This is a genomic window from Nocardia sp. NBC_01499 (assembly GCF_045040275.1).
In the GTDB taxonomy this organism is placed as follows: domain Bacteria; phylum Actinomycetota; class Actinomycetes; order Mycobacteriales; family Mycobacteriaceae; genus Nocardia.
In genome coordinates this window covers 1,651,327-1,667,399 of record NZ_CP109426.1, presented here as the reverse complement: position 1 = coordinate 1,667,399, position 16,073 = coordinate 1,651,327, and the positions used below count along the sequence as shown (strand labels likewise).

Annotated in this window: 20 protein-coding genes; 8 read left to right on the top strand and 12 right to left on the bottom strand. The window is 66.2% G+C overall.

Annotated features, from left to right (window positions below):
* Window positions 1-129: 129 nt before the first annotated feature.
* Entirely contained in the window at window positions 130-840 is a 711-nt protein-coding gene (locus tag OG203_RS07580; protein WP_405164960.1) for a cupin domain-containing protein, read from the bottom strand.
* A 260-nt stretch (window positions 841-1,100) separates the two neighbouring features.
* The gene (locus tag OG203_RS07575) at window positions 1,101-1,661 is read right to left on the bottom strand and encodes a TetR/AcrR family transcriptional regulator (protein WP_405164959.1); all 561 of its coding nucleotides are present in this window, start codon (window positions 1,659-1,661) and stop codon (window positions 1,101-1,103) included.
* A gap of 165 nt (window positions 1,662-1,826) precedes the next feature.
* On the opposite strand from OG203_RS07575, the gene OG203_RS07570 reads away from it, so the two are divergent.
* The 5 genes from OG203_RS07570 (at window position 1,827) to OG203_RS07550 (ending at window position 6,432) form a co-directional block, all read left to right on the top strand.
* A complete protein-coding gene (locus tag OG203_RS07570; RefSeq protein WP_405164958.1) occupies window positions 1,827-2,480 on the top strand; it encodes a peroxiredoxin-like family protein in 654 nt (217 codons plus the stop codon).
* Between the two features lie 367 nt (window positions 2,481-2,847).
* Window positions 2,848-3,531: a GAP family protein gene (locus OG203_RS07565; RefSeq protein ID WP_405164957.1), complete on the top strand. Its 684-nt coding sequence runs from the start codon at window positions 2,848-2,850 to the stop codon at window positions 3,529-3,531.
* 147 nt (window positions 3,532-3,678) lie between these two features.
* Window positions 3,679-4,494 (top strand): SAM-dependent methyltransferase, encoded by an 816-nt coding sequence (locus OG203_RS07560; RefSeq protein ID WP_405164956.1) that lies wholly within the window; start codon window positions 3,679-3,681, stop codon window positions 4,492-4,494.
* Window positions 4,495-4,884: 390 nt separating this feature from the next.
* Entirely contained in the window at window positions 4,885-5,439 is a 555-nt protein-coding gene (locus OG203_RS07555; RefSeq protein WP_405164955.1) for a cysteine hydrolase family protein, read from the top strand.
* Between the two features lie 48 nt (window positions 5,440-5,487).
* Window positions 5,488-6,432, top strand: a complete 945-nt coding sequence (locus OG203_RS07550) for a hypothetical protein (RefSeq protein ID WP_405164954.1) — start codon at window positions 5,488-5,490, stop codon at window positions 6,430-6,432.
* A 96-nt stretch (window positions 6,433-6,528) separates the two neighbouring features.
* Here the strand turns inward: OG203_RS07550 and OG203_RS07545 are convergent, their stop codons facing one another.
* Window positions 6,529-7,113 carry a TetR/AcrR family transcriptional regulator gene (locus OG203_RS07545; RefSeq protein WP_405164953.1) on the bottom strand — a complete coding sequence of 195 codons (585 nt, stop codon included), beginning with the start codon at window positions 7,111-7,113 and terminating at the stop codon, window positions 6,529-6,531.
* 145 nt (window positions 7,114-7,258) lie between these two features.
* Between OG203_RS07545 and OG203_RS07540 the strand changes: the two genes are divergently transcribed.
* Window positions 7,259-8,449 carry an FAD-dependent oxidoreductase gene (locus OG203_RS07540; RefSeq protein ID WP_405164952.1) on the top strand — a complete coding sequence of 397 codons (1,191 nt, stop codon included), beginning with the start codon at window positions 7,259-7,261 and terminating at the stop codon, window positions 8,447-8,449.
* Window positions 8,450-8,471: 22 nt separating this feature from the next.
* Here OG203_RS07540 and OG203_RS07535 read toward each other — a convergent pair whose 3' ends face one another.
* A complete protein-coding gene (locus tag OG203_RS07535; protein ID WP_405164951.1) occupies window positions 8,472-8,906 on the bottom strand; it encodes a VOC family protein in 435 nt (144 codons plus the stop codon).
* A 129-nt stretch (window positions 8,907-9,035) separates the two neighbouring features.
* Complete coding sequence (locus tag OG203_RS07530) at window positions 9,036-9,188, bottom strand: hypothetical protein (protein ID WP_405164950.1); 153 nt, start codon at window positions 9,186-9,188, stop codon at window positions 9,036-9,038.
* 160 nt (window positions 9,189-9,348) lie between these two features.
* On the opposite strand from OG203_RS07530, the gene OG203_RS07525 reads away from it, so the two are divergent.
* Window positions 9,349-9,873, top strand: a complete 525-nt coding sequence (locus OG203_RS07525) for an AAA family ATPase (RefSeq protein WP_405164949.1) — start codon at window positions 9,349-9,351, stop codon at window positions 9,871-9,873.
* A gap of 106 nt (window positions 9,874-9,979) precedes the next feature.
* Here OG203_RS07525 and OG203_RS07520 read toward each other — a convergent pair whose 3' ends face one another.
* A complete protein-coding gene (locus OG203_RS07520) occupies window positions 9,980-11,482 on the bottom strand; it encodes an FAD-dependent oxidoreductase (protein ID WP_405164948.1) in 1,503 nt (500 codons plus the stop codon).
* A gap of 116 nt (window positions 11,483-11,598) precedes the next feature.
* Here OG203_RS07520 and OG203_RS07515 point away from each other — a divergent pair, with 116 nt between their 5' ends.
* Complete coding sequence (locus OG203_RS07515; RefSeq protein ID WP_405164947.1) at window positions 11,599-12,675, top strand: P1 family peptidase; 1,077 nt, start codon at window positions 11,599-11,601, stop codon at window positions 12,673-12,675.
* Here the strand turns inward: OG203_RS07515 and OG203_RS07510 are convergent.
* From OG203_RS07510 to OG203_RS07485, 6 genes are all read right to left on the bottom strand, one after another.
* Window positions 12,662-12,844 carry a hemerythrin domain-containing protein gene (locus OG203_RS07510; protein WP_405164946.1) on the bottom strand — a complete coding sequence of 61 codons (183 nt, stop codon included), beginning with the start codon at window positions 12,842-12,844 and terminating at the stop codon, window positions 12,662-12,664. The two genes, OG203_RS07515 and OG203_RS07510, sit on opposite strands and share 14 nt — an antisense overlap.
* A gap of 35 nt (window positions 12,845-12,879) precedes the next feature.
* On the bottom strand, window positions 12,880-13,197 hold the full coding sequence (locus OG203_RS07505; RefSeq protein WP_405164945.1) for a hypothetical protein: 318 nt from the start codon (window positions 13,195-13,197) through the stop codon (window positions 12,880-12,882).
* A 2-nt stretch (window positions 13,198-13,199) separates the two neighbouring features.
* Window positions 13,200-13,661, bottom strand: a complete 462-nt coding sequence (locus tag OG203_RS07500; protein ID WP_405164944.1) for a hypothetical protein — start codon at window positions 13,659-13,661, stop codon at window positions 13,200-13,202.
* Entirely contained in the window at window positions 13,661-14,002 is a 342-nt protein-coding gene (locus OG203_RS07495; protein ID WP_405164943.1) for a hypothetical protein, read from the bottom strand. The genes OG203_RS07500 and OG203_RS07495 overlap by 1 nt, the downstream gene beginning before the upstream one ends.
* 65 nt (window positions 14,003-14,067) lie before the next feature.
* Window positions 14,068-15,042 (bottom strand): glycosyltransferase family 9 protein, encoded by a 975-nt coding sequence (locus tag OG203_RS07490; RefSeq protein WP_405164942.1) that lies wholly within the window; start codon window positions 15,040-15,042, stop codon window positions 14,068-14,070.
* Window positions 15,039-16,058, bottom strand: coding sequence for a glycosyltransferase (locus OG203_RS07485; RefSeq protein ID WP_405164941.1), 1,020 nt, complete (start codon window positions 16,056-16,058; stop codon window positions 15,039-15,041). Before OG203_RS07485 ends, OG203_RS07490 begins: the two co-directional genes overlap by 4 nt.
* Window positions 16,059-16,073 lie beyond the last annotated feature (15 nt).

Genomic DNA, 16,073 nt, shown 5'->3' with positions numbered 1-16,073 from the left:
TGCGCGCCCGACGAGCGCGGCTCCGTTCGGCAACATCTATTGGCGGGTGTGAGATCGCCACGGGTCGCTCCGAACGCCGAAAACCCCTGGCGGACAGGCGTTCACCAGGGGTTTGCGTGCGGTGCCCGGCTATCGGTGGCGGGTGATCACCACGGGCTTGATGTCGGTCGGGACATTGGCGAAGGCGGAGACGGGGATGCCGAAGGAAGCGGCAAGGACTTCGCGGGGGAGGGAGTTGAGGGTGCCGACGATGCCGATGTCGTCGTTGGGTTCCCCGGCGCTGGTGTTGAAGACGGCAAGGACGTCCAAAGGCCGGTCGGCCCTGGCATTTTCGAAGTAGTGGAAGTATCCCTGCGGAGCGAAGACGAGATCGCCCTGTTCGGCTTCGAAGACATCGTTGTGGTAGGTCCCGTCCGGATGGGTGCCGAGAATGGTCCACTTCGCGGTGCCGGAGATGATGAAGTTCAGCTCCCATGCCGTGGGATGCCAGTGCGGCTCACGGATGCCGCCGACGTCGAGATGGATGAAGACCACCGACCCCTTCTGGCCTTGCAGCACAGGGAAATTGTCTTCGTTCGAACTCTGGAGGTATCCGCCGTCGAAGCTCGTCGGTGCGGCCGCCTTCAGCTTGAACAGGTGCGACGCGTTGTTGAGGTTGCTGTCGAGCGCCCCCTCGTTCCCGATCGCGCCCGTCGTGGTGGCGGGACTCGCCGCCGCCGCTCCGATCAGGCCACCGCCGAGCGCGGCCGCCCCCACCGCGACGACACTGCCGCCGAGCAGCGCTCTGCGCCCCATCGCGCCGTTGTTGTTGTCCTGCTTCACATTCAAGTCATCTGACATGTGATCATCTCCTGACGGACAAGAACCGGGTGTAGTTAGTTAGCACCTCTAACGTTCAAGCTAACCTTGCCGCCCACGCGTGGCTAGGTGACATGTTTCATATATGCGCAAACAGCCTGTGTGCCAGTAGAATCCGATCCTGATAGCCGAAACCGGTTGGGCCGCTGTCTATTCGGGGTCTCTGGATGTTTCGTCGCACCACTGTTGCGCTCGCCGGACCGCTTGGGTCTCGTGCGGGCTGGCGTGTCAGGGGGCTTTGGCTAGCTCGCCGATCTGTTGCTGGCGATGAGGGCGAGAGCGCCGTCGAGGGCGCCGCGCAGGGCCTGGGGGTCGCGGCGGGCCTGGGCGAGCAGTAGGCCGCCCTGGAGGCTGGCCAGGGTCGAGGTGGCGAGCCAGGCGACGTCGGTGTCGGGACGCAGCTCTCCGGCGTTGGCCATGGTTGCCAATCCGGTGCGGATGGCGGTCTCCCAGCGGTCGAATCCGGATGCCAGTACGGCGCGGATGCTGTCGTCGCGTTCGCCGAGTTGGCCGACGAGGTTCGCGATCGGACATCCGCCGATGCCGCCGCGCTGCCGCTGGAGTTCGACCAGCGCGTCGGCCCACCGCACCAATCCATCCCAGGTGCCGAGCCCGGCGAAGAGGTCGTCCTGGGCGCCGAGTACCGCGTCGTTGGTGGCTTCGGCCACCGCGCGCAGCAGGTCGGTCTTGTCGTCGAAGTAGTGGTAGAGCTGGCTGCGCGAGGCGCCCGAGCGTGCACCCACCTCGTCCAGGCTCGCCCCGAGCGCGCCGTACTCGGCTACCACGTCACGTGCGGCGGACACGATGCGCTGCCGGGTCTGACGACCTCTCTCTGTGCTCGGCGCTGTTCCCATCGGCACAGTATCCCCGGACTGGACTTGACAGTCCAGTTGACCGTGGTCGAAACTACTCACTGGACTGCGTAGTCCAGTGAGTGTCTTACTCGACAAGCCACCAAGGAGGCCGCCATGCCTACCATCCGCCAACAGTCCGACGAGTTCAAAGCGGAAGTGGCAGAAAAACTTCCGGCCGAAGTGGCCGAGGTGTTCGACCGCAGCGTCGAGGGCTTTCTCGAACAAGGCATCCCCGCGGACGTGATCCGGCTCGGTGACAAACTGGAATCCTTCACCCTCGACGACGCCACCGGCACACCGGTCGGCCTCGATCAGATCCTGGCGACCGGCCCCGCCGTGATCGTCTTCTACCGCGGCGGCTGGTGTCCCTACTGCAACCTGGCGCTACGCACCTACCAGCGCGAACTCCTGCCCCGGCTCGGCGATTTCGCCGCGCGCATGGTGGCGATCAGCCCGCAATCTCCCGACGAGTCGCTGTCCACCGCGGAAAAGGCCGAACTCGAATTCACCGTGCTGTCCGATCCCGGCAGCCGGCTGGCCCACCGGCTCGGCATCGCCTTCCAGCAGGCCGACGACGTCCTGGCCGCACAACGCACGCTGGGCCTGAACCTGACACAGGTCAACGCCGAAGGCTCGATCCACCTACCCCGCCCCACCGTCCTGATCATCGACCAGGACCACATCGTCCGCTTCATCGACGTCCACCCCGACTACACCTCCCGCACCGAAGTCGCCGATATCGTCGCCGCGCTGGAAAACCTGCGCTGACCCCGGCCCGCCGTCCGTCCACTCGCGTGAGCGAACGGAAGGCGGGACGAAAAATGTTGCCGGACAAGGTATTCGGCGCGCGGCACTCGGAGGCTGTGCCACTGGGTTATTGAGATGCCATACGAAGTTGGCGCCAGGATCAGAGCGTGTTTCGAGGAACTCATTCGCGGCCGGATCGGATCGCGACGGCTCATCGAGCGCCCAGGGCTGGTAGCGCCGTAGTGGTCCGCACATCACCCGGTTCCGGTTCCGAGCGTCGCATGAATGCACGATAATCGGCACTCGCAGCCCACCGTATTCAACTCCAGCGCTTCCGCATTCTGTGCACGCTGGGGCGGCCAGCACCTACCGTAGGGTCGGTAGCGTCATGCTGATCTTCTTACTGGCACTTGCCGGGTTCGCCTTCCTCGATTCCCTGCACGTCTTGAACATAGGGATCACCGCTGCGGTGGTCGTCGACGGCCGACTGAGTCGTCGTTCGCCCGTCCCGGGTGCGTTGAGTTTCATCGCGGGAATCTTCGCTGTCACAACCGGTTTCGGTATCTGCGCCGTACTCGGATTGAGCTTCCTGACCGATCTGGTCCACTTCGACGTCACGCCGACGATTCGTTACTGGGGAGAACTCGTCGCCGGTGTAGTTCTGCTGATTCTCGGTGGTGTTCGGTTGCCGAGGAGCGCGGCAGGGGCAATACCGCCCTGGGCGATCGAGGCACGACGGCGCCCTTGGCTGCTCGGGTTGGTTGGAGCCGGTGTCGGCCTCGGCCAGGCACCGACCGCAGTTCCGTACCTGGCGGCGCTGGCGATGCTCTCGGTCCGTGAACCACGACCCGCACTGTGGCCATTGATCGTGATCACGTACTGCCTGATCGCTCTATTGCCGCCGATCCTGGTTCTATACACCGCGACACGACGCTCAGCCCGTGCGCGCCGGTTCTACCGTGTCTTCATCCGGGCTCTGCACCGTTTCGGTCCGATCTCGGTTCGCGTTCTCTTTGTGGTTTTCGGAGCCGTGCTCGTTCTGGGCGCGCTCCGGAACTACTCCTCGCTGTAGTGAACTGATGACCGGCTCTTCCGTGGTCGGGGTGCTGTCTGTCGGCCGGGTGTGGGAAGGGGCGTCGTTAGTGGGTTGGGACCGGTATGTTGGCTACGTATCAAGGGTTTTCATGGGAACGGTGACGTCGCGACGAGGAGGCCGCTGATGCCCGGTCAGGACGATCGTGGTGAGGTGCGGTTGCGGCCGGATCAGGCGCATCCGGCCCGCATGTATGACTACTATCTCGGCGGCAAGGACAACTTCGGGGTTGATCGGGAATTCGCGGCTCAGGTCGCGAAGGTGTTCCCCTCGGCGGGGCCGGCCGCGCGGATCAATCGGGAGTTCATGCATCGCGCCACGCGCTGGATGGTCACCGAGGCGGGTATAGATCAGTTCCTCGATATCGGCACCGGTATTCCCACCGAGCCGAACCTGCACCAGGTCGCGCAACGACTCGCTCCCGAGGCGCACGTGGTCTATGTCGACAACGATCCGCTGGTGTTGACCCACGCGCGGGCGTTGATGCAGGGCACCGCGCAAGGGCGCACCGCCTACGTTCAAGCCGATGTCAACGACCCGGCGTCGATCCTGTCCGCACCGCAGTTGCTCGAGACCTTGGATCTGAGTCGGCCGGTGGGCCTGAGCATGATCGCTCTAATCCATTTCGTGACCGACGAGCAGGACCCGCACGGCATCATCACCACCCTGATGAATGCCCTGGCACCGGGCTCGTTTCTCGCACTCACCACAGCCACACCCGATTTCGCCCCCGACACGTTCGAACGCATCACCACCATCTACCGCGAAGCCGGAATCCGCGTGCAGTTCCGCAGCCGTGACGAATTCGCCAGCTTCTTCACCGGGTTGGAACTGGTCGAACCCGGTGTCGTGGTACCGCACCGCTGGCGGCCGCCCGAAACCGATTTCCCCGGATCGATCGACGCGGATGTGTCTGTATTCGCTGGGCTCGCCCGCAAATAGACTATTGGGGGACATTAGCTGTGCAATGCGCAGCGGCGCGCGGATCGGGCACTCGGTAAGCGACGGTTGCGTGCGTTCGACTGGCAACTTCCGAGATGCACTGTTGGACAAGTGATCACGGGGAACTGAGGTGACTCTCCTCTCGGCCGATGCCGCCGTCAGTTCCCCGTGATCAATCGACCAACAGCAAGGGGTGTTGGTGATGGTCGTCGGCATTGATGCCGACGAACGTTCATCGGTAATGCCGGATGTTGCTGAGCCGCAACGGGTCTGGTTCGGTGTGGCGGATTCGAGCAGCGCGGGATTCCATTGGTGACCCATGGGCGGGGTCTTCTACGCTGGGCGTGTGGATGTCATTGAAATGCTGGTGCGGGTGAGTGGGGGTCTGCCGTGACCACCGCCCTGATCGTCGGAGATGTCCAGCGGGGCATCACCGGCGGCTATCCGTTCACCCGCGAGGTTGTTGAGCCGCTGACCGAACTGCTGCCGCGCGCTCGCGCCGCTGGTGTTCTGGTGGTGTTCGTGCACTTCGCCTTTCGGCCCAACGGGGCCGACTTGCCGTCGGGTAACGCGCTGTTCAGATCGTTCTACGAGGCGGGGGACGCATTCCACGAGAAGTCGGCTGGAGTCGAGATCGATTTGCCGGTCGCGGCGCAGGATGTTGTCGTCCTGAAGCGCCGTGCCAGCGCGTTCGCGGGCACGGACCTGGACCTGGTACTTCGGGCGCGCGGCGTCGACACGCTCGCGGTCGCCGGCGTCGCGACGAGCGCGATGGTCGCCGCTACCTGCTACGACGCGGCAGACCGTGACTATCGGGTGACCGTCCTGCGGGATGGCTGTGCCGACGGCGATCCGGCCATGCACGACTTCTTCATGGACGCCGTCTTTCCCAGCCGCGGGTTCGAGGTCGTGCCATGCGCCAGTTGGGATTTCACGGTGGTGTGACGAGCGAATTGTATTGCGGGGCCGGAGTATTCGGCGGATGATCAGCTGGTGAGAACAGATGGGGAGGCTACCTCGTTGGTGGACCTGTCGTGGCTGTGGCGACCGCGCAGCGTGATCGTCGTTGCGCAACTGCTGGTCAGCTTGCCGATGGTGGTGGTAACGACACTGCTGCTCGGGTGGCTCGGCCGAACGTTGGGGTGGCCGCAGTGGATCCTTCCGGTGGCCTGGCTGATCTGGTGCGTCATCGCCCGCTACCGGCCGGTCCGGGTCCGGCTCGTCTCGCGGATGCGCGCACCGACTGCTGACGAAGCCGCGCTGCTCACTGCGGCGTGGGCGCCGGTCGCACGCGCGGGCGGGATGCCGAGCGCGAAGTATCCGTTGCTGGTGCAGGACAAGCCGTTGCGAACGGGACTGGTTGTCCGCCCGCGGGCGATGATGGTCGTGAACGCGACGGCGCTGACCGAATCGGCGCCGAGAACCCTGTCCGCTTTGTACGCGCATGGACTGGGCCTGCAGCTGATCGGCCCGTCGTACGCGCATCGGCTGACGGCCCTGTATCGCAGGCCCGCCGCATTCGTGCTGGGGATCGCCGCGGCGGTGGTCCCGTTGGTGATGCTCGTGAGCTGGGGCGTCTTCGCGGCGGCTCGGGGTAGGGCCGACGTCAAGCGCGACCTGCCCAAGGGGGTCCGTGCGGGCGTGGAGATGGTGGGGTACCTGGCCATCGCCGGGGCGGTACTGCCGGTGTTCGGCGTGCCGGTTGCCGTGGCGATGGTGGTGGTGTGCGCCCTGGATTCCTACGGGAAGGAGTACCTGGGGCTGTACCGTGCGATCGTCGCCGACCGCGTCGCGTTCTGCCTCGGCTACGGCTGGGAACTGTACGACTACCTGGCAGCCCATCCTGACCAGGACCGCTTCCGGCGGTCCTTGCCGTGGAGCCGCGGCCGCCTTTGGTACTTGGAGCGGCGAATGTCAGCCGAGGGGGAGTCGGCCTGAGCGGTCGGCACGTCTCGCCGGAAGCCGAGCTGCTCGGGCCGGTCACTTCCGGCAATGCCACGCGCAGCGCCCATGCGGCGCCAGTCCAAACCGAATCTAGTTCTGCGTCGCGGCCGTCCATCCGGTGTCTAGAAGCGTGAAGATTCGGTCGAGTGCGGACTCGGCATCGTCTCGTCCGCTCACGAGGGTGACGGCTTCGAGGGCGAAGTGGGCCAGCGCCTGCGCGGCGGGGTCGTCCTCGGGTAGTCCGGCGTCGGCCGCGATCGCCGCGGCCAGGGCGTTCTCGTGGCGCAGGTGTATGCGGCGAAAGTGCTCGCGCAGCGCCGGAGTGGTGTCGATCAGGCGGCGGAACTCGCTGAAGCGAGGGTCGGTGTGGACCTGTCGGGAGCGCTCGTCGTGCAGCAGCTGGCGCAGCGCCTGTGGGATGGACCGGCCGGCGGGGCGCTCGCGGACGGCGGTGACGAGCGCTGCCTCGCGGTCGGCGTCCTGATCGAAGACCAGTGCTTCCTTGCCGTCGGGGAAATGCTTGAACAGCGTGGCCACCGAGACGTCGGCGGCATCGGCGATCTCCCGCACACCGACCGCGTCGTAGCCGCGCTCCAGGAACAGGTTCACCGCCGCGTCCGCCAGAGCTTGGCGGTTAGCGGCCTTCTTGCGCTCGCGGCGTCCTGGTTCGGTCACGTTCCTACCTTAGCGCACGGGTAGAACGGATTGAAAAGTAGAACAGCTATACTTTTAGAACGGATTCACTTATGCTGTTGAGGACAGGCTGGGATCGGCGGCGAAAACCACACCGCCGCAAGAAGTTCGGAAAGGATCCACCCTCATGACCACACCCCGTATCGCCATCATCGGCGGCGGCCCCGCGGGCTTGATGTGCGCACGTGTCCTGCAGGGACACGACATCCACCCGACGGTGTACGACGCGGACGCCGCCGTGGACTCCCGTGACCTGGGCGGCACGCTCGACCTGCACGCCGACGCGGGCCAGATCGCGTTGGAAGACGCCGGGCTGATGGACGCTTTCCGAGCGGTGGCCCGGGTCGAGGGCCAGGCCAAAAGCCGCCGCGACCAGCACGGCACCGTCCTGGCCGAATTCACGCCCGCCGAGGGCGACGAGGCGGCTCCCGAGATCGACCGCGGTCAACTGCGCACCATGCTCTATGCGCATCTGCGGCCCGGCACGGTCCGCTGGGGACACAAACTCCGGCAAGCGATCCCGACTGAAGGCGGGGCGCACCGACTGGAATTCGCCAACGGCGCCAGCACCGAAGCCGACCTCGTCATCGGTGCCGACGGCGCATGGTCACCGGTTCGTCGACTGCTCACCGACGCGGTGCCGCAGTACCTCGGCGTCTGCTTTCTCGACGCCCGATTCGACGACGTGGACACCCGTCACCCCGAGATCGCCGCGATCGTCGGCGACGGCCACATGTTCTCCACCGACGGCGACGGCCGCGCGGCGATCGTGCAGCGCAACAGCAACGGCGTGGTCCGCGGTTACGTAGCCTTCCGCGCCGAACTCGACTGGCATGTCACCGCGGGCATCGACGTCACCGACCGCGCGGCCGTCCGGTCCTACCTGTTGCGGGAATTCAGCGAATGGTCCCCGCTCATGCGCCCACTGATCACCGACAACGACAGTGACTACGTGCTGCGCAGCTTCTGGGCCCTGCCCGCGCCACTGACCTGGAACCACGTCCCCGGTGTCACCCTGATCGGCGACGCGGCCCACCTGATGGCACCCTTCGGCGGCCACGGCACGAACCTCGCTCTACTCGATGGCGCGGAACTCGCGCACGCCATCAAGAAAGAGAACAGTCTCGACGACGCGATCACCCGCTACGAGACAGCGATGTTCCTGCGGTCCGGGGAACTGGCCGTGAGCTCGAACACCGCACTCACCCGGTTCTTCGCGACAACCTCCCCCGATACGCCGCACCTGCCCCCGGACCACGCGCAGGAACACAAGAACTACCAGGCCAGGGCGGCCGAATATCGACGCACCCACGCTTGATCGCCCTTGCGAGGAGTGTCGTTCAGCGGAGTTCCTCGACCAGACCGATGATGATGCCCTCGGGGCCGCGGACGTAGCAGTACCGGTAGATGTCTTCGTATTGGGCCACCGTGCCCACGAGTTCGGCGCCGTGGGCACGCAGGCGGTCGAGGGCGTCGTCGACGTCGTCGGCGACGAACGTCAGGCGAGGGATGCCCGGGGTGTTCACCGGCGCTTTCGGTGCGGTGTCGGTGGTCGTTGGCGAGTGGAACGTCGAGAGTTCGACCCGGCCATGGCCGTCCGGGGTTCGTACGACGGCGATGTCCGCTCGGACGCCGTCCAGTCCGAGCAGGTCGTCGGCCCATTGGCCACCGACTGTTGCTTCGCCCTCCAGTTCCAGGCCCAGTTCGACGAAGAACGCGATAGCGGCCGCGAGATCCTCGACGACAATGCCGACGTGATCCATCCGGATCGTCATGATGTTCTCCTTAGGTTCGTTACGGCCCATTCTGTCCGGGTTGATCGGGTCCGTACTCCTGGGACGGAGCCGCCCGAGCGCCCTCGACATCCACGACGCATGAAATTCCGAACGCATCGGAGAACTCGGTCAGCCGCGGATGTCCTTGATGCAGTAGCCCTCTGGACCGTAGGTCAGTTCGAACACCAAAGGCTGGAGGCTCCCGGACGAATTCGTCACCGGCACCGATACCTCGACCTCGTTGTAGATGTTCGTTATCAACGAGGCACCCGCACGTGCCACGAGACCCCAAAACCGCGCATGGGAGCAGGTCGTGTTCGTTGCCGAGGTGCAAGTAGCGCCGTCGGCCGCGTTCGGTTGAGCGGCACGCGCGTTGGGCGCTGAGGCGGCGGAAACAGGCGTCACCGGGCACTGCCTTGCATCGAGTGCAATCATGATCGGCATGACACCTTCGGTCTACCTCATCTCCGGCATTCAGGCGGCCGGAAAGTCGACGGTGGCGCAGGCGCTGGCCGAGCGGTTGCCCCGGTCGGCGCATGTGCGTGGGGATACGTTTCGGAGGTTCGTGGTCGGGGGACGCGAGGAGATGAGTCAGGAGCCGTCGCAGGAGGCGCTCCGGCAGCTCTGCCTGCGGCATCGGCTTGCCGCGAAGACCGCCGATGCCTATGTGGCGGAGGGGTTTACGGCGGTCTTGCAGGACACGATGCTCGGCGAGTTGTTGCAGTACACCGTGGATCAGATCGAGACGCGGCCGCTGTATGTGGTCGTGCTGGTGCCGCGAGCGGAAGTTGTCGCGGCTCGGGAGGCCGGGCGGGCAAAGCAGGCTTATGGCGCGTTCACTGTCGCGGAACTGGATTCGGCGTTGTGGCATACGCCGCGCATCGGATTGTGGTTGGACACTTCGTATCTCACCGTTCAGGAGACGGTCGATCAGATACTGACCCGCGCGGAGCCGCTGTCGCAATGACCCCGCGCGGGTCTCCCCGCCGTGGGTGACCACATCACGCTAACGATCGACAAGCGTTCCGGGTGCCGATACCGGTAGGCAAGAATTTGCTATGCCACAGAAGGCATTACAGCGTGTGCGGCGCGCTCAGCGGCGTGAGCGGCTTGGTGGCGGGTCCTTCGAGGGGGGTGCCGTCGGGGGCGAAGCGGGAGCCGTGCAGCGGACAGTCCCAGGACCGTTCGGCGTCATTCCAGCGGACGATGCCGTAGAGGTGCGGGCAGACGGCGGACAGCTCGGTGGTGGTGCCGTCGACCGTGCAGGTGGCGGTGGGGCGCAGGCCGCGGCGTTCGACGGTGCCGCAACCTTCCGCGGGCGCCTGGTTGGTGGTGTGTGCGGCCATGCGCAGCCACCCGGTCGTGAGCTGTTGGGCCACAGCGCTGTTCGCGAAGCCCGCCGAGGGCAGCGACTTGAGTTCGCCAGGACGCCAACTGGCCAGTGCGTCCGCCCAACTCGGTGGTTTGCCGGTAATGCGCCCGGCCAATGCCAAAGCGGCGGCGACACCGTTGGTGAGGCCCCATTTGGCGTATCCGGTGCCGACCAGAATGTTGTCCTGTCCGGGCAGCAGCGGGCCGACGTAGGGGAGTTCGCCGACCGGCGAGTAGTCCTGGGCCGACCATTCCTGCATGGGTTCGGCTGTGGGGAACCAGGTTTGCGCCCAACTCAGCAGATCGTCGACCTTCTTGCGCTCCGACCTGGTGCGTCCCACGACGTGCCCGTTACCGCCGACGAGCAGAACGTCGCCGTCCGGCGTCGGCGCGTAGCGCAGCGAGCGGGTTGGCTGCCCCGCACTGATGTACATATCGCGCGGAAACGGCTCGTCCAGCCGGAAGGCGGCCAGGTAGGAACGCTGCGCGGTGAGCCGGGCGAAGAACCCGCCGCGATCGAGTATCGGTGTGCCCGTGGCCAATATGACGGTTCCGGCGCCGAGATCGCCGTGCTCGGTTTCGACGATGAGGTCGCCGTTCGGTCCTTTGCGCACCCCGCGCACCGTGGTCGACTCATAGATCTGCGCCGCATGTGATTCGACCTCGGCCGCGAGCGCGGCGAGCACTGCCATGGGATCGACCTGAGCCTGATCGGCCAGCCGCACCGCGCCATAAGCGGGGAAAGGCACATCCAGCTTGTCGATGAGTTCGGTGGGCAACCCGGCCTGCTGCGTCGCGTCGAATTCCGCACGCACCGCACCGATTTCGTCCTCGGATTGTGCGTAGGTGAGTGCGGCGACGTGCTGGACCGCCACCCCGTGCTCCGTGCAGAACCGCAACAACCATTGCTGCCCTTCGCTATTCGCCGCGACATACTCGCGCAGCGTGCTCGCGGTATGCCGCCGTCGAATCCGCTGGGCCCGAGTTCCCTGGAGCAGACTGACCTTTCCGGTGGTCGCGCCGGTGGTACCCGCGCCGACCCGGCTGCCTTCGACCACCGCTACTTCGACGCCGCTCTCGGCAAGCAGCAGCGCGGTAACCAGGCCGGTGAGGCCGCCGCCGATCACGACGGTGTCGAAGCGTGATCCCGGCGTTAATCGCAGACGCGCCGGGACCTCGGCATCGTTCAACCATAGTGATGTCATAACCACGGCATAGCCGGTGCGCGGACAGGCAAACCTGCCGGTTGTTGTACGGAAATCGGGTATCTGAACCGGAGAAATTCCGAGCGGCATGTCGTTTCTTTGCCTAAGATCATCCCATGAATTTGCGCGCAAGGGGACATGGGCTCGAATTCCCCGGAGCCACCGGGGAATTGAACGCGATCACCGATGTACCGGGTGTCGAGGTCGGCTACCGGACGCTGATTCGCGGCGAGGATGTGCGCACCGGCGTCACCGCGATCCTGCCGCGCGGCCGCGAGCGAGTGTTCACTCCCTGTGCCGCGGGCTGGTATTCGCTCAACGGCAATGGCGAGATGACCGGGACCACCTGGCTCACCGAGACGGGCTCGCTGGCACTGCCGATCCTCATCACCAACACTCACGCGGTCGGCACCTGCCATCGAGGGATCATCGACTGGCTGGTCGGCGCGTTCCCCGAACTGCCGAACGACTGGTCGCTGCCGGTGGTCGCCGAGACCTGGGACGGCTACCTCAACGACATCAACGGCACCCATGTCACCTCCGCCGACGCCGTGGCCGCCATCGCTGCCGCGGCGGGCGGGCCGGTCGCCGAGGGCAGCGTCGGCGGCGGAACGGGCATGAACTGTTACGGATTCAAGGGCGGCAGCGGCACGGCTTCGCGCCGAGTCGGCTACGGCAAGGACACGTATACGGTAGGCGCCTTCATCCAAGCGAATTTCGGTGCCCGCAAAGAACTTACGATCCGCGGCGTCCCGCTCGGCGCGCTGCTCGCCGAGGACAACCCACTGGGTGAGTGGTTCGCGCCGCAGGGCTCCGGCTCGGTCATCGTCGTCATCGCGACCGACGCACCACTGCTGCCCGGACAGCTGACCGCGCTGACCCGCCGGGTGCCACTCGGCTTGGCGCGCACCGGAACCAGCGGCTCCCACTTCTCCGGCGACATCTTCCTCGCCTTCTCCACCGCCAACGAGGGCGCGCTCACCAGTACCTACCCGAACGGTGAATCCCCTTACGAACAACTGACATTCATCCCGTGGGGCCAGCTCAACCCGTTCTACGACGCGGTCGTTCAGGTCGTCGAGGAGGCCGTGATCAACGTGCTCTTCGCCGGTGAGACGATGATCGGCCGCGGCGGCCACCGCTCGCCAGCGCTGCCGGTCGAGATGGTGCTGGAGTTGCTCACCGCGAAGTGACGGCGTCCTGCCGCAGCTCCGCCCGCATCAACTCCGCCTCGGTCGCCTCGTGCACGGCGAGCCAGCGCACGAACTCCTCGAACGACTCCCTGCGGTCCTGCCCTGCCGTCGACAGCAGGTCGTCGAGGAGCTCGCGCATCCGGTTGTGTTGCAGAACAAGGAGTTCCACGATGTTTCTGTGATGACGCGATGTCATGTTTTCGCCTACTTCGGGACCAGGATGCCGGTCAGATCGGCCTTGTTGATCGGGGTATCCGGATTCGCCTGTGCCGCGCACATCAGCTTGATCGATGCGATGGCCGCGTCGATCGTCGCGTCCTGGGTGGTCGGCGTATCGCCGTTGCGTTCCTGCTCGAGGAACTTGGTGACGGTGATCCGCTGCTTGTCCGGATCCTGCGCGGAGAACTCGGTGCACGGCGTGCTGCCGCCCTTGTTGACGAGCTTCTTCGGCTCGTCACCGCAGCCGCCGATGAAAAACGCTACGGCAAGGACGAAGACAAAGAACTTGGTGGTCTTGATCATGATCAGCCTCCGAATCCGACTAGGGCACTGGCGAGATCGGCTGTGCCGAGCGCGTCGATCGCCTGCTGGCGCACGTCCGGGCAGTTCTGCTTGGTGATCTGGTCGACGATGCCTCGGTCCTTGATCACGGTGTCGTTGAGGCCGCCATTGCGGGCGGCCCAGTCGTGCACCGTGGCATTGAAGGCCACCCGGCCGCTGTCGCCGTCGGTACGCCACTTGTCGATGTCTGGGCGCATCATGTCGCACAACTGTTTCTCCGCCGCGGTGGAGATATGGTCGTCCGGATTGGGCACCTGCGCGGAGACCGACGGCATCGTCAACACGATCGAACTGTGCGAAGTGGGGGTCGCCGGAGCCAGCGCGTCCTTGGCGTCGTTCGAACACGCGGCGAGCAGCGGGGCGGCCGCGAGCGCACCGGCGACCAGCAGTGCGCGCAGCACCGGCCGATGGCGATATCGGGTCATCAATGGCCGGCCGGATCGCTGAGTTTCAAGCCCTCGCGGTTCTTGAGGCGACGATGTTCGGCAACAACCAGGAGTACGCCGAGACCGACGCACACCACGGTCGCGATGGCGCCGATGATGGCCCAGCCCGCGAACCCGTATCCGGCCGCTGTCAGCGTCAAACCGAGGCCGACCAGGCCGAGCGCGACCAGAATGATGCCGGGCCAATTGCGGGTGTCCTCGATGGATTCACCGGCGTGGGTCCGCGTGGTCCTGGTGTGATCCGGGAAGTTGTCGTCGGGGCCGCCGTGGTGCTCGGCACCGCTGTGTCCCGCGGTCGTTTCGTCCGGTCCGGGAAGCATAGGGATCCTCTCTGGTCCTACCACCGAAAAGGGGGCAGTCGATCGGATACCCGGACGAACCGGTATCAATCGGTGGCGCGAAGTAGCTGCTCGGTGGCGGCGACGATCGCGATGTCCGGGATGGCGTCGAGGTCGTGGCGGCCGCAGGGCGCGGTCTGATCGCCGAGCACGACGGTCGGCACGCCGTAGGGCGCCCAGCGCCGGGCCGGGACGACCGGCGCGAACAACGAAACGACCGGGGTCGCCACGGCTGCGGCCAGCGGCGCGGCACCGGTGTTCGGCGCGACCACCGCGTCGGCGTCGCGCAGCACGGCGGCGAGACAGGCCAGATCGGTGGCACCGCCGAGATCGCGGGCGTGCCCGTCGGCGACGGTATCGGTGAGCGCGCGTTCGGCCACGCTTCCGGTCACCACCACCCGATGGCCCGCGTCCGCCAGCGCGGCGGCCACCTGCCTGCTGCGCGGCGCCGACATCCGGCGGGAGGGCTCCGTCGCGCCGGGATGCAGCACGACATAGCCTGGGCCACCGGTCAATTCGGCGACCTCGGGGAGGTCTTCGCGGACCCGAAGCCGGTGACCGACGGGCGGATATCCCGCCGCGACGGCCAACGATAGAGCCCGAATCTGTTCCGGCATATCGTCTTTCACCCGATGACGAACGTCGAGCAGCGATCCGGCATCGTCGGTGGTTATCGCGCTGATGCGCGGCACGCCCGCCATCCGCAGGATCAGCGCGAGCGGCAGCGGCGACTGGTGCAGCGAGGTGCTGATGATCGCCTCGTCCGGCTCGAGCATGCGCACGCATTCGATCAGGGCCCGCACGGCCGCGCTGGTCAGCGGCGGCGGATCGGCTTCGACCCAGGCGGCCTCGAATTGGAGCACCCGGTCGACGCCGGGCAGCAGCGCGGCGGCCGAGCTGCCGCGCGGACCGGCGAGGAAGGTGACAGACTCGGCTCGGCGGGCGACCGAGCGCACCGCGGGCCCGGTGAGCAGGACATCACCGGCGCTGTCCAACCGCGCCACCAGTACGTGGCCGGTCATCGGGGCCGCAACGTCGCGACGCTATCGGCGAGCAGCCGATCCCAGCGGCCTAGGAATTCCTCGATGCCGAAATTCGCCTGCGCCCAATGTCGTGCGGCTTTTCCGGTCAGCTCGGCGAACACCGGCTCGTGCATGAACTGCCTGATCGCCTCGGCCAGAATCGCGGGCTCGGGCGACACCACGCCCGCCTCGGCGGGGATCGACGCGGACGCTTCGGTCGTGCCGAGCGCGACGATCGGCATGCCGAGATACATCGCCTCGATCACCGACAACCCCAGCGACGTCCAGCGCGGCGTGTGCACGAACACGCGACGGCGGGCCACCTCCGTATGCAGCAGGTCCTGAGTGAAATCGCCTGCGCCGCAGACCCGTTCGGGCGATACCCGCAGCGCGGTGTGCACGCCTTCGGTGCCGGTGCCGTACACGTCGATCGGGGCGGCCTCGGACAACGGGCCGAGCAGGTCGGTGCCGGTGATCCGCCAGCGCGGCATCGGTTCGTTGATAATCGTTGCGGCCCGGTGGAGTTCGCCGGTATAGAGCAGGCCGGGATCGCGCACGCCGTGCGGGATAACGGTGGTCGGGCAGCGGCCGTTGTCCCACATCAGCCGGTTGAAGTGGGTGACGTGCACCAGCGGGATATCGGTGCGCTCGGCCAGCGGATGCGTGGTGAGTGCCGCGTGCTCGTGCGGAGTGTCGTGCTCGACATAGACCGCGGGCAGGTCGGTGCCGGGAGACCGGCGCAGCCATTGCGAGACCAGGTCTAGTTCTTTAGGGCGTTGCAGGACAACGACATCGATGTTCTCGTCGGCCAGATCATCCGGCGCGATATCGATCGTGCCCGGCCCTGAGCGGCCCCGCGCCCACGCGCTGCCCGGTGCGCCGTCGCGACCGTCGTACGGCACCAGGTAGCGATGCTCGCCCTGCACGAACGAGTTCATCCAGGGGCCGTGCACATGCCAGACAAGAACGTTCAGCGGACCGGCCGCCCCGTTCGGATCAGTCGTCGGAGCTTCCATACGGCCCGGGTGCCC

What these genes read in the sequence shown, in the direction of transcription:
- OG203_RS07580 (WP_405164960.1), bottom strand. Translation starts at nt 840, where the DNA reads ATGTCAGATGACTTGAATGTGAAGCAGGACAACAACAACGGCGCGATG.
- OG203_RS07570 (WP_405164958.1), top strand. Translation starts at nt 1,827, where the DNA reads ATGCCTACCATCCGCCAACAGTCCGACGAGTTCAAAGCGGAAGTGGCA.
- OG203_RS07565 (WP_405164957.1), top strand. Translation starts at nt 2,848, where the DNA reads ATGCTGATCTTCTTACTGGCACTTGCCGGGTTCGCCTTCCTCGATTCC.
- OG203_RS07560 (WP_405164956.1), top strand. Translation starts at nt 3,679, where the DNA reads ATGCCCGGTCAGGACGATCGTGGTGAGGTGCGGTTGCGGCCGGATCAG.
- OG203_RS07540 (WP_405164952.1), top strand. Translation starts at nt 7,259, where the DNA reads ATGACCACACCCCGTATCGCCATCATCGGCGGCGGCCCCGCGGGCTTG.
- OG203_RS07535 (WP_405164951.1), bottom strand. Translation starts at nt 8,906, where the DNA reads ATGACGATCCGGATGGATCACGTCGGCATTGTCGTCGAGGATCTCGCG.
- OG203_RS07525 (WP_405164949.1), top strand. Translation starts at nt 9,349, where the DNA reads ATGACACCTTCGGTCTACCTCATCTCCGGCATTCAGGCGGCCGGAAAG.
- OG203_RS07520 (WP_405164948.1), bottom strand. Translation starts at nt 11,482, where the DNA reads ATGACATCACTATGGTTGAACGATGCCGAGGTCCCGGCGCGTCTGCGA.
- OG203_RS07515 (WP_405164947.1), top strand. Translation starts at nt 11,599, where the DNA reads ATGAATTTGCGCGCAAGGGGACATGGGCTCGAATTCCCCGGAGCCACC.
- OG203_RS07505 (WP_405164945.1), bottom strand. Translation starts at nt 13,197, where the DNA reads ATGATCAAGACCACCAAGTTCTTTGTCTTCGTCCTTGCCGTAGCGTTT.
- OG203_RS07500 (WP_405164944.1), bottom strand. Translation starts at nt 13,661, where the DNA reads ATGACCCGATATCGCCATCGGCCGGTGCTGCGCGCACTGCTGGTCGCC.
- OG203_RS07495 (WP_405164943.1), bottom strand. Translation starts at nt 14,002, where the DNA reads ATGCTTCCCGGACCGGACGAAACGACCGCGGGACACAGCGGTGCCGAG.
- OG203_RS07490 (WP_405164942.1), bottom strand. Translation starts at nt 15,042, where the DNA reads ATGACCGGCCACGTACTGGTGGCGCGGTTGGACAGCGCCGGTGATGTC.
- OG203_RS07485 (WP_405164941.1), bottom strand. Translation starts at nt 16,058, where the DNA reads ATGGAAGCTCCGACGACTGATCCGAACGGGGCGGCCGGTCCGCTGAAC.